The organism is Bacillus sp. bc15 (assembly GCF_900142585.1).
Taxonomy (GTDB): domain Bacteria; phylum Bacillota; class Bacilli; order Bacillales; family Bacillaceae_G; genus Bacillus_A; species Bacillus_A cereus.
The window spans coordinates 1-17,583 of the sequence record NZ_FRBJ01000011.1 but is presented as its reverse complement, the minus strand read 5'-3'; the positions used below and the strand labels follow the sequence as shown (position 1 = coordinate 17,583).

Sequence of the window (17,583 nt, the reverse complement as noted above, 5' to 3'; positions counted from 1 at the left end):
TAAACTATACCTTTTCTTAAGGAGGGCTTCCTTAATGCGTACTCCTTTATCCTTTGATAAAGACACTGCCATACTGTTAGCTTCTTGTTGTGAGTTAACGTATGAACAATATAAACAAAATGGTATTTTCGAAATACCAGATGGTTTTCAATATGTACAAGGGTTTCAAGGAAAAGCCATTCAAACAACAGAATGGTTCGGGTTTATATTAGAATCTGAGGATACAATTATCGTTGCCTTCAGGGGCACTCAAACAGACCCAGATTGGATTATTGACTCTCTCGTCAATCAAAAACCTTATCCTTATGCTTTAAATAGCGGAAATGTCCATAACGGCTTTCTCTCTATTTATGAGTCTTGTCGTGATTCTATTATGGATATGCTCGTATCATTGCCAGCACATAAAAAACTACTAGCTACTGGGCATAGTCTAGGTGGTGCGCTTGCCACATTACACATATTAGATGCACGTATAAATACCGCCTTCGCACAGTATGGACTTTATACATTCGCTTCTCCAAAAGTAGGAGATATCGCTTTTCGAAATTATTATAAACTACAAGTAGCTAGTAGCTTTCGTTTCGTCAACTTGTTCGATGTCGTTCCACTTCTCCCTCCCCGAAACATAAATTTTAATGATCATGATTGGGAGTATGCACACGTCCATCACAATATGACATTTACAAAAAATACAAAATCCATTACAAATAATCATTCCATTACAACATACAAAACATGTCTGACTTCTCATTTTTAACCAGTAAACAATTGGAAATAAAATATTCGTATACTATAATACTCTATGAAGTTATTTTTGGATGAGGGGACCTTACATGTTAAAATTTATCTTCACACTTTTTCTTATTGTAATTTTTACGGTCACAGGTTTCTTTACATTTTCATACTTTGCGACAGGAGAGTATGATGGGGCAGGTATCATATATACCACTGTTCCATTTCTTTCTTAAGCAAAATAAATAAAACGAGCTTAATTTTATTAAGCCCGTTTTATTTATTAATATCCATTTTTATTGGTAAATCGATAATATATCTCCCAATATAGCAACTTCTTTAAAACTGTTTAACTGCATTACCAATACCCCAAATTTCATTGCTGTACTGCAAAATCGTTCGATCACTCGCAAAATGACCAGACTGTGCAATATTTAAAATCGACATTTCTAGCCACTTTGTTCGGTTCTCATAAGCTCTACCGACAGCTTCTTGTTTTTCAGCATATGGGCCAAAATCTCGCAGAACGAAATATTCATCATTTTGAATAACGAGAGAATCATAAATCGCTTCAAATTCTGCTCCCGATTGTGCAAAGAAACCATTTGTTAATTGATCAACTACTTTCTTAATGTGCCTATTGTGGTGATAATAATCACTTGCACGATATCCACCATTTTGATAGTAATGAAGAACCTCTTCCGCTGTTAAGCCGAAAATGAAACAGTTATCATCACCGACCCGGTCTTTTATTTCAATGTTAGCTCCGTCTAGCGTTCCGAGTGTAATCGCACCGTTCATCATAAATTTCATATTACCTGTTCCCGATGCTTCTTTACTCGCCGTTGAAATTTGTTCACTTACATCCGCTGCCGGGAATATATCTTCCGCTAAAGAAACTCGATAGTTTTCTAGAAAGATAACTTTCATATATTGACTGACATACGGGTCATTATTTACTTTTCTTGCGAGTTCATTTATTAATTTAATAATTTTTTTCGCGTAATAATATCCAGGTGATGCTTTCGCTCCAAAAATAAAAGTACGCGGATAAAATGTAAAACTAGCATCCTCTTTCAAACGGTTATACAAATATAAAATATGAAGAACATTTAATAATTGTCGTTTGTAAGCATGTAATCTTTTCACTTGCACATCAAAAATAGAATTTGGATCAATCGTAATCCCCATTGTATTATGAATGCGCTCCGCTAAAATCTCTTTACGTTCTTGTTTTACTTCTGCAAATTTCTCTTGGAAACTCGCATCATATTGAACTGTTTGCAACGATTGAAGCTTAATCGGTTCTTTCTTCCACTCTGTTCCAATCGCCTCTGAAATGAGATTTGTTAACTGTGGATTTGCTTTCATAAGCCAGCGCCTATGAGCAATTCCATTCGTCTTATTATTAAACTTATCTGGATAAAATTCATAAAACAATCGCATTTCCCGCTGCTTTAATATTTCCGTATGAATTTTTGCTACACCGTTTACGCTATGGCTACCGACAATTGCTAAATGAGCCATTTTCACAAGATCATGCGCAATAATTGCCATGTCTTCGATGCGATGCCATTCATAAGGATAACGTTCCCAAAGTTCATGACAGAAACGTTCATTAATCTCTTCAATAATCATATAAATTCTCGGTAATAATGGTTTAAAAATGTGAATTGGCCACTTTTCGAGCGCTTCTGATAACGTCGTATGATTCGTATAAGAAATCGTCTGCGTCGTTATGTGCCAAGCTTCTTCCCATGTTAACTTTTCTTCGTCTAGTAAAATACGCATCAGTTCTGGAATTGCTAAAACCGGATGTGTATCGTTAATATGAATCGCAATTTTTTCATGTAGTTGACGAAGGTCACCATATCTTTCTCTATGCATTCGAACAATATTTTGTAAACTTGCTGATACGAGGAAATACTGTTGTTTTAAACGAAGTATTTTCCCCTCATCATGCGTATCATCTGGATATAAAAACTCCGATACAGCCTCTGTTTCGCGCTTATATTTCAAAATATCTTTGCAGTTTTGCGGGAAAGGAACTGGTTCAGCATTCCAAAGTCTAAGTGTGTTTACAGCACTCGCCTCATAGCCTACTACCGGCACATCATATGGCACTGCCATAATGACTTCTGCATTTGTATGCCTAAACTCTAAACGCCCGTCAATTTCTAGCGGTTCAACACTGCCGAAATAACTTACTTCCACAGCTTGATCATGCCTTCTTACTTCCCATACATTTTCATGAAGAAGCCACTGTTCTGGAAATTCAACTTGATAACCATCAACAATTTTCTGATCAAACAAACCATGTTTATAACGAATTCCACAGCCGTGTCCTGGCAAGTTTAAAGATGCAAGTGAATCGAGAAAACAGGCTGCTAAGCGTCCAAGCCCACCATTACCAAGGCCTGCATCTGCTTCCACTTCTTCTAACTCTTGCAACGAAATCCCTAGTTCAGATAACCCCTGCTCGCATACATCTCTAATACCTAAATTCAAGATGTTACTTCCAAGCAAACGTCCAAGCAAAAACTCAATAGACAAGTAATACATTTGCTTTTGCTCTCCGGATCGATAACTCTCATTCGTTGCAATCCATTGACTATTCATATACTCACGTACCATATGGCCGAGCGTATTATATTGATCACGAGTTGTAGAATCTTTGAAACTTTTCCCATACATCGTCTCTAACTTTTCTAGAAAAGTTGATTTAAAACTTTCAACATGAGTAAACATTTTTTCACCACCTACATGTTATTCCATGAGACTTTTATACAATTCCTTATAAGCAAGAGCCGATTGCTCCCAGCTATAATCTTCAGTCATCGCTTGTTTTACAAGCTGCTCCCACACTGGTTTATCATGATAAAATTCAATTGCACGGTGAACCGTATGCAGCATGTCATGTGCATTAAAGTTCGTGAAACTGAAACCATTTCCTTCGCCTGTTTCTTCATCATAAGAATGTACTGTATCGTTTAATCCACCTGTTTCTCTTACAATTGGAATCGTACCGTACGCTAATGCGATAAGTTGTCCAAGTCCACACGGTTCAAACAGCGATGGCATTAAAAACAAATCGCTTCCCGCATATACTTGGTGAGCTAATTCTTCATTAAATCCGATATAAACTTTTACCTTCTCCGGATACTCATATGCCATCCACTCAAAGAATTGCTCATATTCCGAATCACCTGAACCTAAAATAATACATTGTACATCTTCTTCCATTATTTCGCGGAATACAGTGCGTACTAAATCAAGACCTTTTTGCTTCGTTAATCTCGTTACCATTGAAATAATTGGTGTATCCTCTTTTTCTGGCAAACCAAAATAACGCTGCAAAGCGCGTTTATTTTCACTCTTTTCATATAATGACTCTGCATCATACTGAGCCTTAATATACGAATCCGTTTCTGGATTATATACGCTCGTATCAATACCATTTACAATGCCGCTAAGCTTATCATTATATTTTCGCAGTAATCCATCTAACTTCTCACCGAAAAATTCATATTGAATTTCTTCTTTATACGTCGGGCTTACCGCTGTAATTTGATCCGAAGCGATAATACCGCCTTTCATAAAGTTTATGTTTCCATAAAACTCTAGCTGCTCACTATGAAAATATTCATCACCAAGCTCTAACAAGTCGTACATCACTTCAGGAGGAAATACTCCTTGGAACTGCAAGTTATGAATCGTATATACCGTTTTAATACGCTCATATAACGGGTTATCTTGATACTTTTCACGAAGTAAGAAATTAATCATAGCCGTATGCCAATCGTGGCTATGAAGAACATCCACTTCAAAATCAAGGTGTGGAATACACTCTAACACTGCTTTTGAGAAATAAGAAAAACGCTCCCCGTCATCATAATGACCATACAGAGAATCTCTCTTAAAATAATATTCATTATCTATTAAGTAATACGTAATTCCGTCTTGCTCACCTTTTAAAATTCCACAATATTGATTCCTCCACCCGAGCGGGACGTTAATTACTTTATGTAACGTACATCCATCTCTTAACTTTTGTGGAATGAGACTATAATTCGGAAGTATAATACGAACGTCCACTCCTAATTTTTTCAACTCTTTTGGGAGCGCACCCGCTACATCAGCTAATCCTCCCGATTTCACAAACGGTACACATTCTGATACTGCAAATAAAATATTCACTTGTTGTCCCACTGCGCGAAAAGTTTTTATTACTCCTCTTGCAGCTTCCTCCCTTCGAGTTTTCATTTAAATTAAAACTTTAATCAGTGGAGGAAAAAGCCCCCACTGATTCTTTAGGAATAACTATTAATCGTACTGTTTTGTACGCTTCCTTTTTCTACAACATACGGCTCATCGATATTTCCTTTTAATACGACACCGTCGCCAATTTTCACGTCTTTATCAATAATAACACCGTCTATTATACAGTTATCTCCAATTTGGCTCTTTTGCATAATAATACTGTTACGAATAATTGATCCTTTTCCAATTTTAACTGAACGGGAAATAACACTGTTTTCTACCTCCCCCTCAATAATACTGCCATTTGCAATCATTGTATTTTTCACGACTGCACCCTTTAGATAACGAGTTGGTGGCTCATCTTTTACTTTCGTAAAGATCGGCGCTTCTTTCTTAAATAATTGCTTCCAAATAGCAGGTTGCAAAATTTCTAGGCTATGCTTATAGTAACTTTCGATCGAGTCAATAATTGCTACATATCCAGTATGCTCATATGTAGCAATATGTAATGATTTCCCGCGTTTTTCTCTCACTACATCAAATAAACTGTATTGCTCCACATCTTTATATGACTCAAATAAGTCTAACAATAATTGTTTCTTTAACACGTATGTTTGAAGCGAAACCCCTTCATGGCAAACTTCTGTAATATCAGCTGCCGTATGTATATGTCGCTCTAACACCGCTTGAAAATTTAATGCTGTTACGAGATGGCTATTCGTAATAACAACGTACTCTTCTCTGCTTCTTAGAAAATAATCAATATGTCTTCTAAAGTGTGCAAAAGACCCAAATTCATCTTGGTCACATTGGCAGTTTGGCGGGAATAAAAATAGTCCGTCTCGTTTTCTATCTAAATCCCACTGTTTTCCTGAACCAACATGGTCCATTAACGAACGATTTTTATGGCTTGTAAAAACTGCTACACTATGAATACTAGAATTCACCATATTTGAAAGCATGAAATCAATGAGTCGATAACGGCCCCCAAACGGTAACGCCGCTAGTGAACGATGCCCTGTTACTTTCTTTAAGGAAGGAAAACTTCCCGTTGCATTAATAATTCCTAACATTTTTTCTCCCATTCATTTCATCCCCCTTTTCTATTTCCCTTCAGCAATTAATACTACATCGTCAACATTCTTTTCTGGACGAATGATTGTTCCATCTTCAATAACCATTTCTGATCCAACAATCGCTCTTTCAATCACAACATTTTTACCAATCTTAGCCCCTGGCATAACGACAGAATCAATCACCATACTTCCTTCTTCCACCGTCACTCCTTGGAATAACACAGAATGCTTCACGTCCCCTTCAATGACGCACCCTTCGTTAATAAGCGATTCTTCTACTTTCGCCTTTTCAGCAATATATTGAGGCGGTTCGTTTGGATTGACAGAGTAAATACGCCAATTACGATCGTTTAAATTCAGTGATGTTTCATCGCGAAGCAAATCCATATTCGCTTCCCATAAGCTCTTCACCGTTCCAACATCTTTCCAATATCCTTCAAACGGATACGCCATTAACTTCTTCCCTTCATCCAATAAAAGCGGAAGTACATCTTTTCCAAAATCGTTACTAGATTCAGGGTTTCTCGCATCCATCTCTAAATACTCTTTCAAAATTGACCAATTAAAAATATAGATTCCCATTGATGCAAGATTACTTCTTGGAAATTGTGGTTTCTCTTCAAACTCAACAATCTCCATTTCTTCATTTGTATTCATAATGCCAAAGCGACTCGCTTCATCCCAAGGTACTTCAATAACAGAAATGGATACGTCCGATTCTTTCTCAATATGGTAATCTAGCATCTTACTGTAATCCATTTTATAAATATGGTCACCTGATAAAATAAGAACATACTCCGGTTCATACTGACTTAAATAGTTTAAATTTTGATAAATGGCACTTGCCGTACCTGTATACCACTTAACCCCTGAAGACTCCGCATAAGGAGGTAATACTGTGACCCCACCGTTTACTCGGTCTAAATCCCACGCATTTCCGATTCCGATATAATTATGAAGTTCAAGTGGTTGATATTGTGTTAAAATCCCAACCGTTTCAATACCAGAATTCGCACAGTTACTTAGCGTAAAATCAATAATGCGATATTTACCACCAAATGGAACAGCTGGCTTGGCTAAATTTTTTGTTAATGCACTTAAACGACTACCTTTTCCCCCTGCTAGTAACATTGCTACGCACTTTTGTTTTTGAGCCATCTTGTTTTTTGCTCCCCTTTCTCGTCTTCACTGGTCGTAATATGGATACGCCGAATGGTGGAATTGTAATCTCTACATGTGCCGCTTGATTATGGTACGGTTCTAGAATTGTCTTAAGACGTTTCTTATTCACTTGCCCCGAACCGCCATATTGCTGTGCATCACTGTTTAAAATCTCGTTATAATACTCGAAATCTGGTACACCTACTTTATAGTTTTCATATGTAGCTTTCGTAAAATTACATACGACAACTAACGCATCTTCTTGTTTATCCCCTTGGCGGATAAAAGAGAAAATACTTTGCTCATTATTATTAGCATCAATCCACTGAAAACCTTCAGGTGAATGGTCAAGCTGCCAAAGTGGTTTTGAGCGCTTATACAATGCTATGAGCTCATTAAAGTAATCATGCATATAACGATGCATTTCAAAATCATGTAAATTCCAATCTAAATCTTCAAGGTCTTTCCACTCATCAAACTGTCCGAATTCTCCTCCCATGAAAAGTAACTTCTTTCCTGGGTGAGTAAAGAAATATCCATATAATAAACGAAGTTGAGCAAACTTATCCCAGTAATCACCTGGCATTTTATTTAATAACGACTTTTTCCCATGAACGACTTCATCATGAGAAAGCGGTAATATGAAGTTTTCAGAGTACGCATATAGTAAAGAAAACGTCATTTTCTCATGAATGTGTTTCCTATATTCAGGCGCACACTCCATATATTTCAGCACGTCATTCATCCAGCCCATGTTCCATTTGTAATTGAATCCAAGCCCACCTTCATACGTTGGAGTTGTTACAAATGGCCAAGCTGTTGAATCTTCTGCCGTCATAAGAAAATCTTCATCCTCTGCAAACACTGCTTCATTTAACTCTCTTAAAAATGAAACAGCAAGCTCATTACTTTGCTCTTGTCCTTCTTTATTCCAGTACAACATATTCGCAACTGCATCTACTCTGAAACCATCAATATGGAAATATCTCATCCAAAATAACGCATTTGAAATTAAGAAATTACGTACCTCTCTCTTCCCTAAATCAAAATTGACAGTTCCCCATACTGGATTTTCTTGTACATCTTTATCTTTATATTCATAGGTCGGTGTGCCATCAAACAAATATAAACCGTGAGCATCTTTACAAAAATGCCCCGGCACCCAATCTAAAATGACACCGATTCCATATTTATGACATTCGTCGACAAAATGCATTAAATCATGCGGCGTACCAAATCTACTCGTCGCTGCATAATATCCCGTTCCTTGGTATCCCCAAGAACGATCATATGGATGCTCAACAAGCGGCATAATTTCAATATGTGTAAATTGATGTTCCACCACATACGGGATGAGCTCTTCAACCATTTCCCTGTAAGAGTACAGCGTTCCATCTTCTTTCTTTTTCCAAGAACCAAAATGTAATTCATAAACTGTCATCGCTTCTTTATAAATCGATTTTTTCTTTTTCTTACGATTCCAGTTTTTATCATTCCATTCATATCCTTTTATATCAAAAACTACAGATGCCGTATTCGGTCTTACTTCTGCATATACAGCATACGGATCTGCCTTTAAAATGACGTCACCAGCCAACGTTTCAATCGCATATTTATATATTTCTCCTTCTTCAATATGCGGTATAAATAAGGACCAAATGCCTTCTTCTGTCACTTGTAGCATCTTATGTTGCTCATAATCCCACTCATTAAAATCTCCAACAACACTCATTGCTTTCGCATGAGGAGCCCACACTGTGAACCGTACCCCTTGAATCTCACCTTCCGTCACAACATGTGCACCAAAGATGTTATAACTTTCATAGTACTTTTCTGTATGAAACTCATCTCGTTTCACTTCTTCACAATTTATTACACTCAATATGCTCACCTCACTTAGATGACAGAATTTTTTATACTTTAACTATTTCTGTGAAAAACTGCAATATCCTTGTTAATTTATAAAAAATATTCGTTTTTTTCTTAAAAATGTTAGTTTTTCTTCACATTTCCGTGTAAAATATCGAATTTTGACGAATATTCATTGAAAACGCTTTATTATTCTTCTATATTTCTGTCTATTATTTTTTCTCAACCTTTATTTTATTAGGTTTATTCTATCTTTCACGCTATTTTCCACTTAAAATAACCATAAAATAATCTGTCATAAAAAAATGTTTCTCAACATTTTTTGTCACAATTTTATTGAAATGCGAAATTCATAAGCATATACTTGTTCTCAATAAAGAACTACGATCTTTCGTAACTATAATTCATAGCGGACTACTATGTTTACTTATTTATCCTTGTTGCGAACGATTGCTATAAAAATTTAACTAGGGGGCTTTCTTATGTCATTAAAACAAAAAGTAGGAATGGGAGTTGTCACCGCTTCACTTGGTTTATCCCTTACATTCGGAGGTGTATTCGCCTATTTCAGTGATTCAGAAACATCGAGTAACTCATTTCAAGCTGGAACACTAGATCTTTCTCTTAATCCAAGTGTAATCGTTAATGTGAAAGATTTAAAACCAGGTGATTTTATTGAAAGGAACTTCAAGCTTAAAAATAAAGGTACATTGGATATCGCAAAAGTAGCACTTGAAACATCATATGAAGTTACAGATGCAAAGCAAAATAATGACGGTGAAGATTTAGGTGATCACATTATCGTCAAGTTTCTAGTGAATGATGGACAGCCATCTAATCCAAACGATGATCATGAGATTTTGTGGGAAACAAAACTATCAAAATTAAAAACTATGAAACCTGAAGATGTCGCTACGTCTCTAGAACGTCATAACTTAATAGATGGTATTAAATCTGGTGAAACAGATTACTTACACGTTCTCTTCTCATTTGAAGATAACGACCAAGATCAAAATAAATTTCAAGGTGATTCCCTGCAGCTAAACTGGACTTTCCATGCTGAGCAAACAGCAGGTGTGGAGAAATAATTTTTAAAAATATAAATTACCGGAGGCCTATAAATGAAAAAGAAAAATCGTTTTGTTACTGGAATTGTAACGGCTGGCGTTCTGTTTTCAACTGCCATTCCGTTCAATGTACTTGCTGAAAGTCCTATTAACCAAATTGAATCTTCAAATGCTCATTCTATATTATCGAAGCTTTCTAAAGAACAACGCCTGGCATTACAAACGGTAGATGCCAACCCTGGTTTTACAATTTCACCAGATATTAATACGAGTAGTTCTGAGCCTGTAAATATCATTGTAGAATTTCAAACTGCTCCAGTAAAGATTAATGAATTAAAACAAAAAGAAAAAGGATTACAATCTGCTCCTGAAAATATAAAAGCACGTATTGATCAAGAACATGAAGAATTCGAAAAAGGACTAAAACGTCTTTATCAATTCAGCCCATCAGTAAAATCAGGAAACTTCCAGTCTGTACAAATTAAACGTTCTTATAAGCATGCGCTAAATGGTGTTGCAATGACATTACCAGCAAATACAGTTGAAGAGTTGTTACGAATTGGTGTTGTAAAACGCATTTGGAAAGATTACGAAGTGAAATTAAATTTACCAAAACAAGCTGAGCAAAAAGCACCCCAAAAACTAACAGACAGCATCCCTCAAATCGGGGTAGATAAGTTACATAGTGAGGGTATTACCGGAAAAGGAATTAAAGTTGGTGTATTAGATACAGGTATTGATTACAATCACCCTGACTTAAAAGACGTATATAAAGGCTATCGCGCAAAACCTGGTGAGGACTCTAGCAAAGTAGATCCAAATTCAGTAAAGGGTTGGGACTTTATTAATAATGATGCAGATCCAATGGAAACTACTTATTCAGAATGGCAACAATCTGGTGCTCCTGAATTTGATAACCGTGGTTCTTCCTTCTACACAGCCCACGGCACTCACGTAGCAGGTATCGTTTCTGCTCAAAAGAAGAACCAATCTGATTCAGCAGTAAAAGGTGTTGCACCTGACATTGAACTGTATAACTATCGTGTACTCGGTCCATACGGAAGTGGAGATAGTTCAGGTATTATCGCTGCAATTGATAAATCTATTTCTGACGGTATGAACGTTATTAACTTATCGTTAGGTGATGATAGCAACAATCCTCTTGATCCAACATCTATCGCTGTTAATAACGCGATGCTTTCAGGCGTTGTTACAGTCGTTGCTGCTGATAACTCTGGACCGAATCCATCAACACTCGGATCACCAGGTGCTTCGCCATTTGCTATTACGGTTGGAGCCAGTGATAGCTCTATTTCCTTACCGAAACTATCAGGTCATGCTGGACAATTACAATTCCCTAACCTAATTTTGTTCGGCAAAAACTTCACTGATAAAATAGAAGATTTCAAGGGACAAACTTTACCTATTGAATCTGTAGGAATCGGTACGCCTGACGAGTTTAGTAAAAAAGATGTAAAAGGAAAAATCGCTCTCGTTGCACGTGGTACAACCTCATTTGATGAAAAAATTGCTAACGCAAAACAAGCAGGTGCAAAAGCCGTTATTATTTATAACAACGTGGATGGAGAAATTCCTTTCTACGTTGGTGAAAGCACAAAATACATTCCAGCATTCCGCCTAACGAAAGAAGACGGTGAAAAACTAAAAGCTCAAATTGAACAAGGTAGCACATCCTTAACTTTCGATGAAATTAATTACATTCAAACAGAAGGCGATCATCTTGCAGACTTTAGCTCACGCGGTCCTGTTACAGCAAATGATGATATTAAGCCTGATATTACAGCGCCTGGTGTCGCTGTCCTTTCAACAGTTCCTGAATATATTAACGACCCGCAAGAGGGTGAAAACTACGCTGTTTCCTATGAGCGTATGCAAGGAACATCTATGGCTTCCCCTCATATTGCTGGCGTTGCTGCTCTAATTTTACAAGAACACCCAGACTACTCTCCGTTCGATGTAAAAGCGTCTCTTATGAACACAGCTGATGATTTAAAAGAAAAATATTCGGTGTATGAAGTTGGAGCTGGGCGAGTAGATGCTTACAACGCCGTTCGTACAGAAACAAGCTTTAAAGTATTAGATACGACACAAACTGTTGTAAATGATGAAGTAATTGAAGTGCCCGAAGAAACTGGATCTATTGCATTCGGTAAGTTTTATCAAAAAGACGGTGAAGCTCTTGAACAAAAACGAAATATAAAAGTAACTAATCATAATAAACAAGAGAAAAAAGAATTTAAAACAGAAATTTCTTATACACCGGCTTCTTCTACTATTAACGATGCTGTCGCAAACGGTGTAAAAATCTCAGCTCCAGAAACAATTACTCTTGATGCTGGCAAAGCAGATGAAATTGAAGCAAAAATTAATGTTCCAGCCGGTGTAAAACAAGGCCGATATGAAGGATATATTCATATTACGAACACGAAAAATAAAGAAGAAACATATCAAATCCCATTCTCTATTCGTGTATCAGAGCCTGGTATTGAAAATGCAATACTATCAAGAAAAGCAATTTCAACTGATACATCTAAATTTAATCCATACGGTGAATCGTATGTTCACGGGGCATTCCAATTAAACAGCGAACTTGAAACGTTAGATCTTATCGTAAAAGATTCCAAAACAGATAAAGCTCTGGGCTTCATTGGGACATTAAACACAAGTGGACTAAAAACTGATGTGTATTACTACTTAGACTCATTCTTTAATGGAAAAGTGTATCCTTTTACAAATGATCCTGCAAAACCAATTGGTGATGAGAAAATCAACTTACCAGAAGGAGACTACACAATTGAGTTTGTCGGTTATGATAAGGCTGGGAAAGCACGTGTAAAAGGTGATTATGTTGTAATTGATAATACCCCACCAGAAGTGAAACTAACTGGATTAAAACCTGGTATTTACGAGTTAAATGAAGAAAATTATACAGTAGAAGATGGCAAAAAAGCACTATGGATTAAAGGAAATGTATACGATTCAAACGTTGACTACTTAAAAGGAAAAGGATTAAACATTACGCAAGAAGCGAATGGCGTTATGTACTATGACTATTCTCCATACTTGCATAAGTTTTTACCGATTAATGCAAATGGCGACTTTAAAGTTGGCATTACACCTGACTCCTTCAAAACGGAAGGTCCAATGAACACAGGCGTATATATTTTCGATTATGCAACTGCAGGAGCTGACTATCCAAGCGGTGTAAATAACTACTGGTTTATCCCACAAGGTGCTCAATATGCGAAAGCTAGTTACGATAAAAAAGAATTATATAAAAATGACGAGTTCACAGTAACACTAAACGCAAAACACGTAAAACAATTTGTTGCTGGGCAATTTAATGTAAACTTCCTAGAGAAGAACTTCAAATTTGCAAATGCGAAGTTTAATCCTGCTTTTGAAAAGCTACTTTCCGAAAAAGGAGTAACCGCAAAAGTAAATGAACCGAAACTAGAGGCAAGTTCGGTTACAGTTGGTGGCGCTATCGATGACAAAAACTTTGCTGGATTAGATGGTGATTTCCCGTTCATTGATGTAACTTTCAAAGTAGAAAATGATGAATTTTATGAAGCAAACGCTCAATTAGAGTCACCAATTTTTGTTTACTGGAAACAAGGTGAATCAGAACCAAATAGAATGCGTGTACTTCAAGATCAAACATTCTCAGTTATGTCCTTAAATTCACTAGTAGAAGGAAATATTAAACCTGGTGCATTCTTAAATGAACGTGGATATTTAGATGAAAAGTTTGATTATGCAAAGCTTGGCGTAAAAGTATATGCAACTGATTCTTACCGTCATAAGTTTGAAGGCTCACTAGATAAATATGGGTACTTCAAACTAAATGGACTTCCAGTTAATAAACGCGACTATAACCTATATGTAGAAGTGCCAGGACATTTAACAAGCCGCCTAACAACGAAACTTGGTACTGAAAAAGACGGTAAGCTGCTTGGCCAATATTATTATGCAAGACCTGACGAAAACCTTGCCGGCGATGTAAATGCTGATAAAGTAATCGATATTAAAGATGCTGAAATTATCGCTAGCAACTATGGTAAAAAAGGACTAACTGTAAAAGACGGAGACCTTAATAAAGATGGGATTGTCGACGAAAAAGATATTCGCTTCGTTGAAAAGAACTTCTTGAAAAAAGGGCCAGATGCATCTAAATCACAAACACCTGTAGAAAAATCAAAAAGCGGTACACTGACAGATATTTTAAAGAAATTGGGATTAACGCCTAAAAAATGATAAAGTGAAACTTTAATCAGTGGGGGGTGTTCACCCCCCACTGATTATTAGTTGAACCAATCGGGCTTTTACGGGCAGTTGATCACCAAACTAACTTCTTTGCTTTCGCTGCATTTTGAGGTGGGGATCTTACTGCCCGTTAATGCGGGATAATAAAGAGCACTCTACGTAAAGTAGAGTGCTCTTTTCTATAAACGACCCTTATCCAGCAAAAGGGGTATATTGGGGATATACAAGGGAAACCGGAAAAGGAATTTATATTAAATTATATAAGTTCAGAGGTAAGAAGCAGTTTCCCACCTCTGAATTATTTAGCAATTATTATAGTACTGGTGCCATTGTTTCTTTTAATACTTTTACAGAATGAGCGAATTTCGCTTTTTCATCTTCATTTAGCTCAAGTTCTACGATTTCACGTACACCTTCGCGGTTAATTACAGCTGGAACACCTACGTAAGCATCTTTCTCTCCGTATTGACCTTCAAGGTATGCAGATACAGTTAATACGCTGTTCTCGTTGTTTAAGATTGCTTTAGTTACACGAAGTAGTGACATACCGATTCCGTAGTAAGTTGCACCTTTACGCTCGATAATATGGTAAGCTGCATCACGTACGTTTTCGAAGATTTTATCTAAGTCTTCTTGATTGTACTGTTCGTTGTTAGCTAAGATTGTTTCTAGTTTTTGTACACCGATAGTAGCGTGGCTCCATACTGGAAGTTCAGTGTCACCGTGTTCACCAACGATATAAGCATGAACGTTACGTGGATCTACATCTAAGTAGTCACCTAACATGTAACGGAAACGAGCAGAGTCTAAAGTAGTACCAGAACCGATTACGCGCTCTTTTGGTAAACCAGATTCTTTCCAAGTTACGTAAGTTAAAATGTCAACTGGGTTAGTTGCGATTAAGAAGATTCCATCGAATCCACTATCCATAATACCGCGAACGATTTGTTTAAAGATCTTTGTATTTTTCTCAACTAAGTCTAAACGAGTTTCACCTGGCTTTTGTGGTAATCCAGCAGTGATAACTACTAAATCTGCATCTTTACAATCTGCATAGCTACCGCTCCAAACTTTTGTTGGTGATGGAGAGAATGGTACCGCATGGCTTAAGTCCATTGCTTCCCCTTCTGCTTTTGCTTCATTAACATCTACTAATACGAACTCTTCAGCTACACCTTGGTTGATCATTGAGTAAGCGTAACTACAACCTACAGCTCCTGTTCCTACTAATACTACACGATTGATACCTTTTTTCATGGTAATTTCCCCTCTCTATTGTTCACATCTATTTTTTATGATTGTTTAAGTAATTAATTAAAATACTAATTTAATGTTGTTTAACTTCTTTACACTCATATTGTAGCACGTATCATTGTGAATTACTTCACAAATTATGACCTATTTGTGAACTTTTTCACATAAAGTGTAAAGTTATTAGATCAGGTGTGGAATCCATTTCAATGGAGGCGTTTTCTTTAGATTGTGAAAGGGATTTTCTTATGTTTTTGTCGGTAAGTGAAATTATATCGACGATTTTTAGAATATATCGACCGTAACTCAAATTATATCAGCGATTTTTGCAATATATCGACTTACCGACAAAACTCGACAATAATGACAACCTAAAAAAGCTGTCTTCTATATATTATTTATTTTCCACAGTAGCTCCCGGATGTATTTTCATCGGTTTCTCCAAGTGTAGGAGGCTACAGTCATACTTCCTTCATATCCATACAGGTCCAAATAAATAACATGATTGTATTTACGGCTCTCTATGTACCTAACTGCAACAGCGAATACTTCATATTTCTTCTATTGCATAAAAAAAGCAGACTATCCAAAGTCTACTTTTATACAACAAAAAAGAGATAGCAGTTTATGCTATCTCTTTTAGTATGACCCGTACGGGATTCGAACCCGTGTTACCGCCGTGAAAGGGCGGTGTCTTAACCACTTGACCAACGGGCCAATTACTGGCAGAGAAGAAGGGATTCGAACCCTCGCACCGCGTTCGCGATCTACTCCCTTAGCAGGGGAGCCCCTTGAGCCACTTGGGTACTTCTCTATAATATGGCTCCGCAGGTAGGACTCGAACCTACGACCGATCGGTTAACAGCCGATAGCTCTACCACTGAGCTACTGCGGAACAATTATGGTGGGCCTAAATGGACTCGAACCATCGACCTCACGCTTATCAGGCGTGCGCTCTAACCAGCTGAGCTATAGGCCCATAATTGAAAAGCGGGTGAAGAGAATCGAACTCTCGACCAGAGCTTGGAAGGCTCTTGTTTTACCACTAAACTACACCCGCATTAAATTGAAAATGGTGAGCCATGAAGGATTCGAACCTTCGACCCTCTGATTAAAAGTCAGATGCTCTACCAACTGAGCTAATGGCTCATTTTGAAAGTGGTGCCGGCTAGAGGACTTGAACCCCCAACCTACTGATTACAAGTCAGTTGCTCTACCAATTGAGCTAAGCCGGCTTGCGACTTCAAAATGGTGGCTCGGGACGGAATCGAACCGCCGACACGAGGATTTTCAGTCCTCTGCTCTACCGACTGAGCTACCGAGCCTTATTAAAATGGCGGTCCCGACCGGGGTCGAACCGGCGATCTCCTGCGTGACAGGCAGGCATGTTAACCACTACACCACGGGACCATTTGGTTGCGGGGACAGGATTTGAACCTGCGACCTTCGGGTTATGAGCCCGACGAGCTACCGTACTGCTCCACCCCGCGATGATATAATATGTAATTTAAGAAAAAATGGAGGAGGTAGAGGGATTCGAACCCCCGCGCGACTCTCGCCGCCTGTCGGTTTTCAAGACCGATCCCTTCAGCCGAACTTGGGTATACCTCCGAGATATAAACCTTTAGTGGTGGACCTTGTAGGACTCGAACCTACGACCGGACGGTTATGAGCCGTCTGCTCTAACCAGCTGAGCTAAAGGTCCTTTATGGTAGCGGCGGAGGGGATCGAACCCCCGACCTCACGGGTATGAACCGTACGCTCTAGCCAGCTGAGCTACACCGCCATAAATGATATTAAAATAAGTGGAGCCTAGCGGGATCGAACCGCTGACCTCCTGCGTGCAAGGCAGGCGCTCTCCCAGCTGAGCTAAGGCCCCA

Annotated in this window: 10 protein-coding genes and 14 tRNA genes; 4 read left to right on the top strand and 20 right to left on the bottom strand. The window is 37.8% G+C overall.

The features are described 5' to 3' along the window. Positions 1 to 34: 34 nt before the first annotated feature. Together BUA87_RS25070 and BUA87_RS31980 are read left to right on the top strand one after the other, a co-directional pair. A complete protein-coding gene (locus tag BUA87_RS25070) occupies positions 35 to 757 on the top strand; it encodes a lipase family protein (protein ID WP_001260112.1) in 723 nt (240 codons plus the stop codon). Positions 758 to 833: 76 nt separating this feature from the next. After that, a complete protein-coding gene (locus tag BUA87_RS31980) occupies positions 834 to 968 on the top strand; it encodes a hypothetical protein (protein WP_016079902.1) in 135 nt (44 codons plus the stop codon). Positions 969 to 1,071: 103 nt separating this feature from the next. Here the strand turns inward: BUA87_RS31980 and glgP are convergent, their stop codons facing one another. The 5 genes from glgP to glgB all read right to left on the bottom strand — a co-directional run bounded on the left by glgP (position 1,072) and on the right by glgB (position 9,111). Continuing rightward, a complete protein-coding gene (gene glgP, locus BUA87_RS25065) occupies positions 1,072 to 3,480 on the bottom strand; it encodes a glycogen phosphorylase (protein WP_072941140.1) in 2,409 nt (802 codons plus the stop codon). Between the two features lie 18 nt (positions 3,481 to 3,498). Beyond that, entirely contained in the window at positions 3,499 to 4,929 is a 1,431-nt protein-coding gene (gene glgA, locus BUA87_RS25060; RefSeq protein ID WP_072941245.1) for a glycogen synthase GlgA, read from the bottom strand. Positions 4,930 to 5,042: 113 nt separating this feature from the next. Beyond that, positions 5,043 to 6,077, bottom strand: coding sequence for a glucose-1-phosphate adenylyltransferase subunit GlgD (gene glgD / locus BUA87_RS25055; RefSeq protein WP_000504162.1), 1,035 nt, complete (start codon positions 6,075 to 6,077; stop codon positions 5,043 to 5,045). An 18-nt stretch (positions 6,078 to 6,095) separates the two neighbouring features. Next, complete coding sequence (glgC, locus tag BUA87_RS25050; protein ID WP_000057604.1) at positions 6,096 to 7,226, bottom strand: glucose-1-phosphate adenylyltransferase; 1,131 nt, start codon at positions 7,224 to 7,226, stop codon at positions 6,096 to 6,098. Beyond that, the gene (glgB, locus tag BUA87_RS25045) at positions 7,174 to 9,111 is read right to left on the bottom strand and encodes a 1,4-alpha-glucan branching protein GlgB (RefSeq protein ID WP_000111412.1); all 1,938 of its coding nucleotides are present in this window, start codon (positions 9,109 to 9,111) and stop codon (positions 7,174 to 7,176) included. Before glgB ends, glgC begins: the two co-directional genes overlap by 53 nt. A 469-nt stretch (positions 9,112 to 9,580) precedes the next feature. On the opposite strand from glgB, the gene BUA87_RS25040 reads away from it, so the two are divergent. After that, on the top strand, positions 9,581 to 10,186 hold the full coding sequence (locus BUA87_RS25040) for a CalY family protein (RefSeq protein ID WP_072941135.1): 606 nt from the start codon (positions 9,581 to 9,583) through the stop codon (positions 10,184 to 10,186). A 33-nt stretch (positions 10,187 to 10,219) separates the two neighbouring features. Beyond that, positions 10,220 to 14,443 carry a S8 family serine peptidase gene (locus BUA87_RS25035; protein ID WP_072941131.1) on the top strand — a complete coding sequence of 1,408 codons (4,224 nt, stop codon included), beginning with the start codon at positions 10,220 to 10,222 and terminating at the stop codon, positions 14,441 to 14,443. 321 nt (positions 14,444 to 14,764) lie between these two features. Here the strand turns inward: BUA87_RS25035 and BUA87_RS25025 are convergent, their stop codons facing one another. From BUA87_RS25025 to BUA87_RS24955, 15 genes are all read right to left on the bottom strand, one after another. Beyond that, complete coding sequence (locus BUA87_RS25025) at positions 14,765 to 15,709, bottom strand: L-lactate dehydrogenase (protein WP_000715346.1); 945 nt, start codon at positions 15,707 to 15,709, stop codon at positions 14,765 to 14,767. A gap of 639 nt (positions 15,710 to 16,348) precedes the next feature. Next, a tRNA-Glu gene (locus BUA87_RS25020) sits at positions 16,349 to 16,420 on the bottom strand. A 6-nt stretch (positions 16,421 to 16,426) separates the two neighbouring features. Continuing rightward, a tRNA-Ser gene (locus BUA87_RS25015) sits at positions 16,427 to 16,517 on the bottom strand. A 6-nt stretch (positions 16,518 to 16,523) separates the two neighbouring features. Beyond that, positions 16,524 to 16,598: transfer RNA gene (locus BUA87_RS25010), tRNA-Asn, on the bottom strand. A gap of 7 nt (positions 16,599 to 16,605) precedes the next feature. Then, positions 16,606 to 16,682: transfer RNA gene (locus BUA87_RS25005), tRNA-Ile, on the bottom strand. 10 nt (positions 16,683 to 16,692) lie between these two features. Next, positions 16,693 to 16,763 (bottom strand) — tRNA-Gly (locus BUA87_RS25000). A 13-nt stretch (positions 16,764 to 16,776) separates the two neighbouring features. Then, positions 16,777 to 16,852, bottom strand: a tRNA-Lys gene (locus tag BUA87_RS24995). A gap of 10 nt (positions 16,853 to 16,862) precedes the next feature. Continuing rightward, positions 16,863 to 16,938 (bottom strand) — tRNA-Thr (locus tag BUA87_RS24990). A 14-nt stretch (positions 16,939 to 16,952) separates the two neighbouring features. Next, positions 16,953 to 17,028 (bottom strand) — tRNA-Phe (locus BUA87_RS24985). 9 nt (positions 17,029 to 17,037) lie between these two features. After that, a tRNA-Asp gene (locus tag BUA87_RS24980) sits at positions 17,038 to 17,113 on the bottom strand. 3 nt (positions 17,114 to 17,116) lie between these two features. After that, positions 17,117 to 17,193: transfer RNA gene (locus tag BUA87_RS24975), tRNA-Met, on the bottom strand. 28 nt (positions 17,194 to 17,221) lie between these two features. After that, a tRNA-Ser gene (locus BUA87_RS24970) sits at positions 17,222 to 17,314 on the bottom strand. Positions 17,315 to 17,331: 17 nt separating this feature from the next. Beyond that, positions 17,332 to 17,408: transfer RNA gene (locus BUA87_RS24965), tRNA-Ile, on the bottom strand. 4 nt (positions 17,409 to 17,412) lie between these two features. Beyond that, a tRNA-Met gene (locus tag BUA87_RS24960) sits at positions 17,413 to 17,489 on the bottom strand. 20 nt (positions 17,490 to 17,509) lie between these two features. After that, positions 17,510 to 17,582 (bottom strand) — tRNA-Ala (locus tag BUA87_RS24955). Between the last annotated feature and the right edge of the window lies 1 nt (position 17,583).

Bases quoted from the DNA above. Each gene is read 5' to 3' on its own strand.
- BUA87_RS31980 (WP_016079902.1), top strand. From the start codon at position 834: ATGTTAAAATTTATCTTCACACTTTTTCTTATTGTAATTTTTACGGTC.
- glgP (WP_072941140.1), bottom strand. From the start codon at position 3,480: ATGTTTACTCATGTTGAAAGTTTTAAATCAACTTTTCTAGAAAAGTTA.
- BUA87_RS25025 (WP_000715346.1), bottom strand. From the start codon at position 15,709: ATGAAAAAAGGTATCAATCGTGTAGTATTAGTAGGAACAGGAGCTGTA.
- glgD (WP_000504162.1), bottom strand. From the start codon at position 6,077: ATGGGAGAAAAAATGTTAGGAATTATTAATGCAACGGGAAGTTTTCCT.
- BUA87_RS25035 (WP_072941131.1), top strand. From the start codon at position 10,220: ATGAAAAAGAAAAATCGTTTTGTTACTGGAATTGTAACGGCTGGCGTT.
- BUA87_RS25070 (WP_001260112.1), top strand. From the start codon at position 35: ATGCGTACTCCTTTATCCTTTGATAAAGACACTGCCATACTGTTAGCT.
- glgC (WP_000057604.1), bottom strand. From the start codon at position 7,226: ATGGCTCAAAAACAAAAGTGCGTAGCAATGTTACTAGCAGGGGGAAAA.
- BUA87_RS25040 (WP_072941135.1), top strand. From the start codon at position 9,581: ATGTCATTAAAACAAAAAGTAGGAATGGGAGTTGTCACCGCTTCACTT.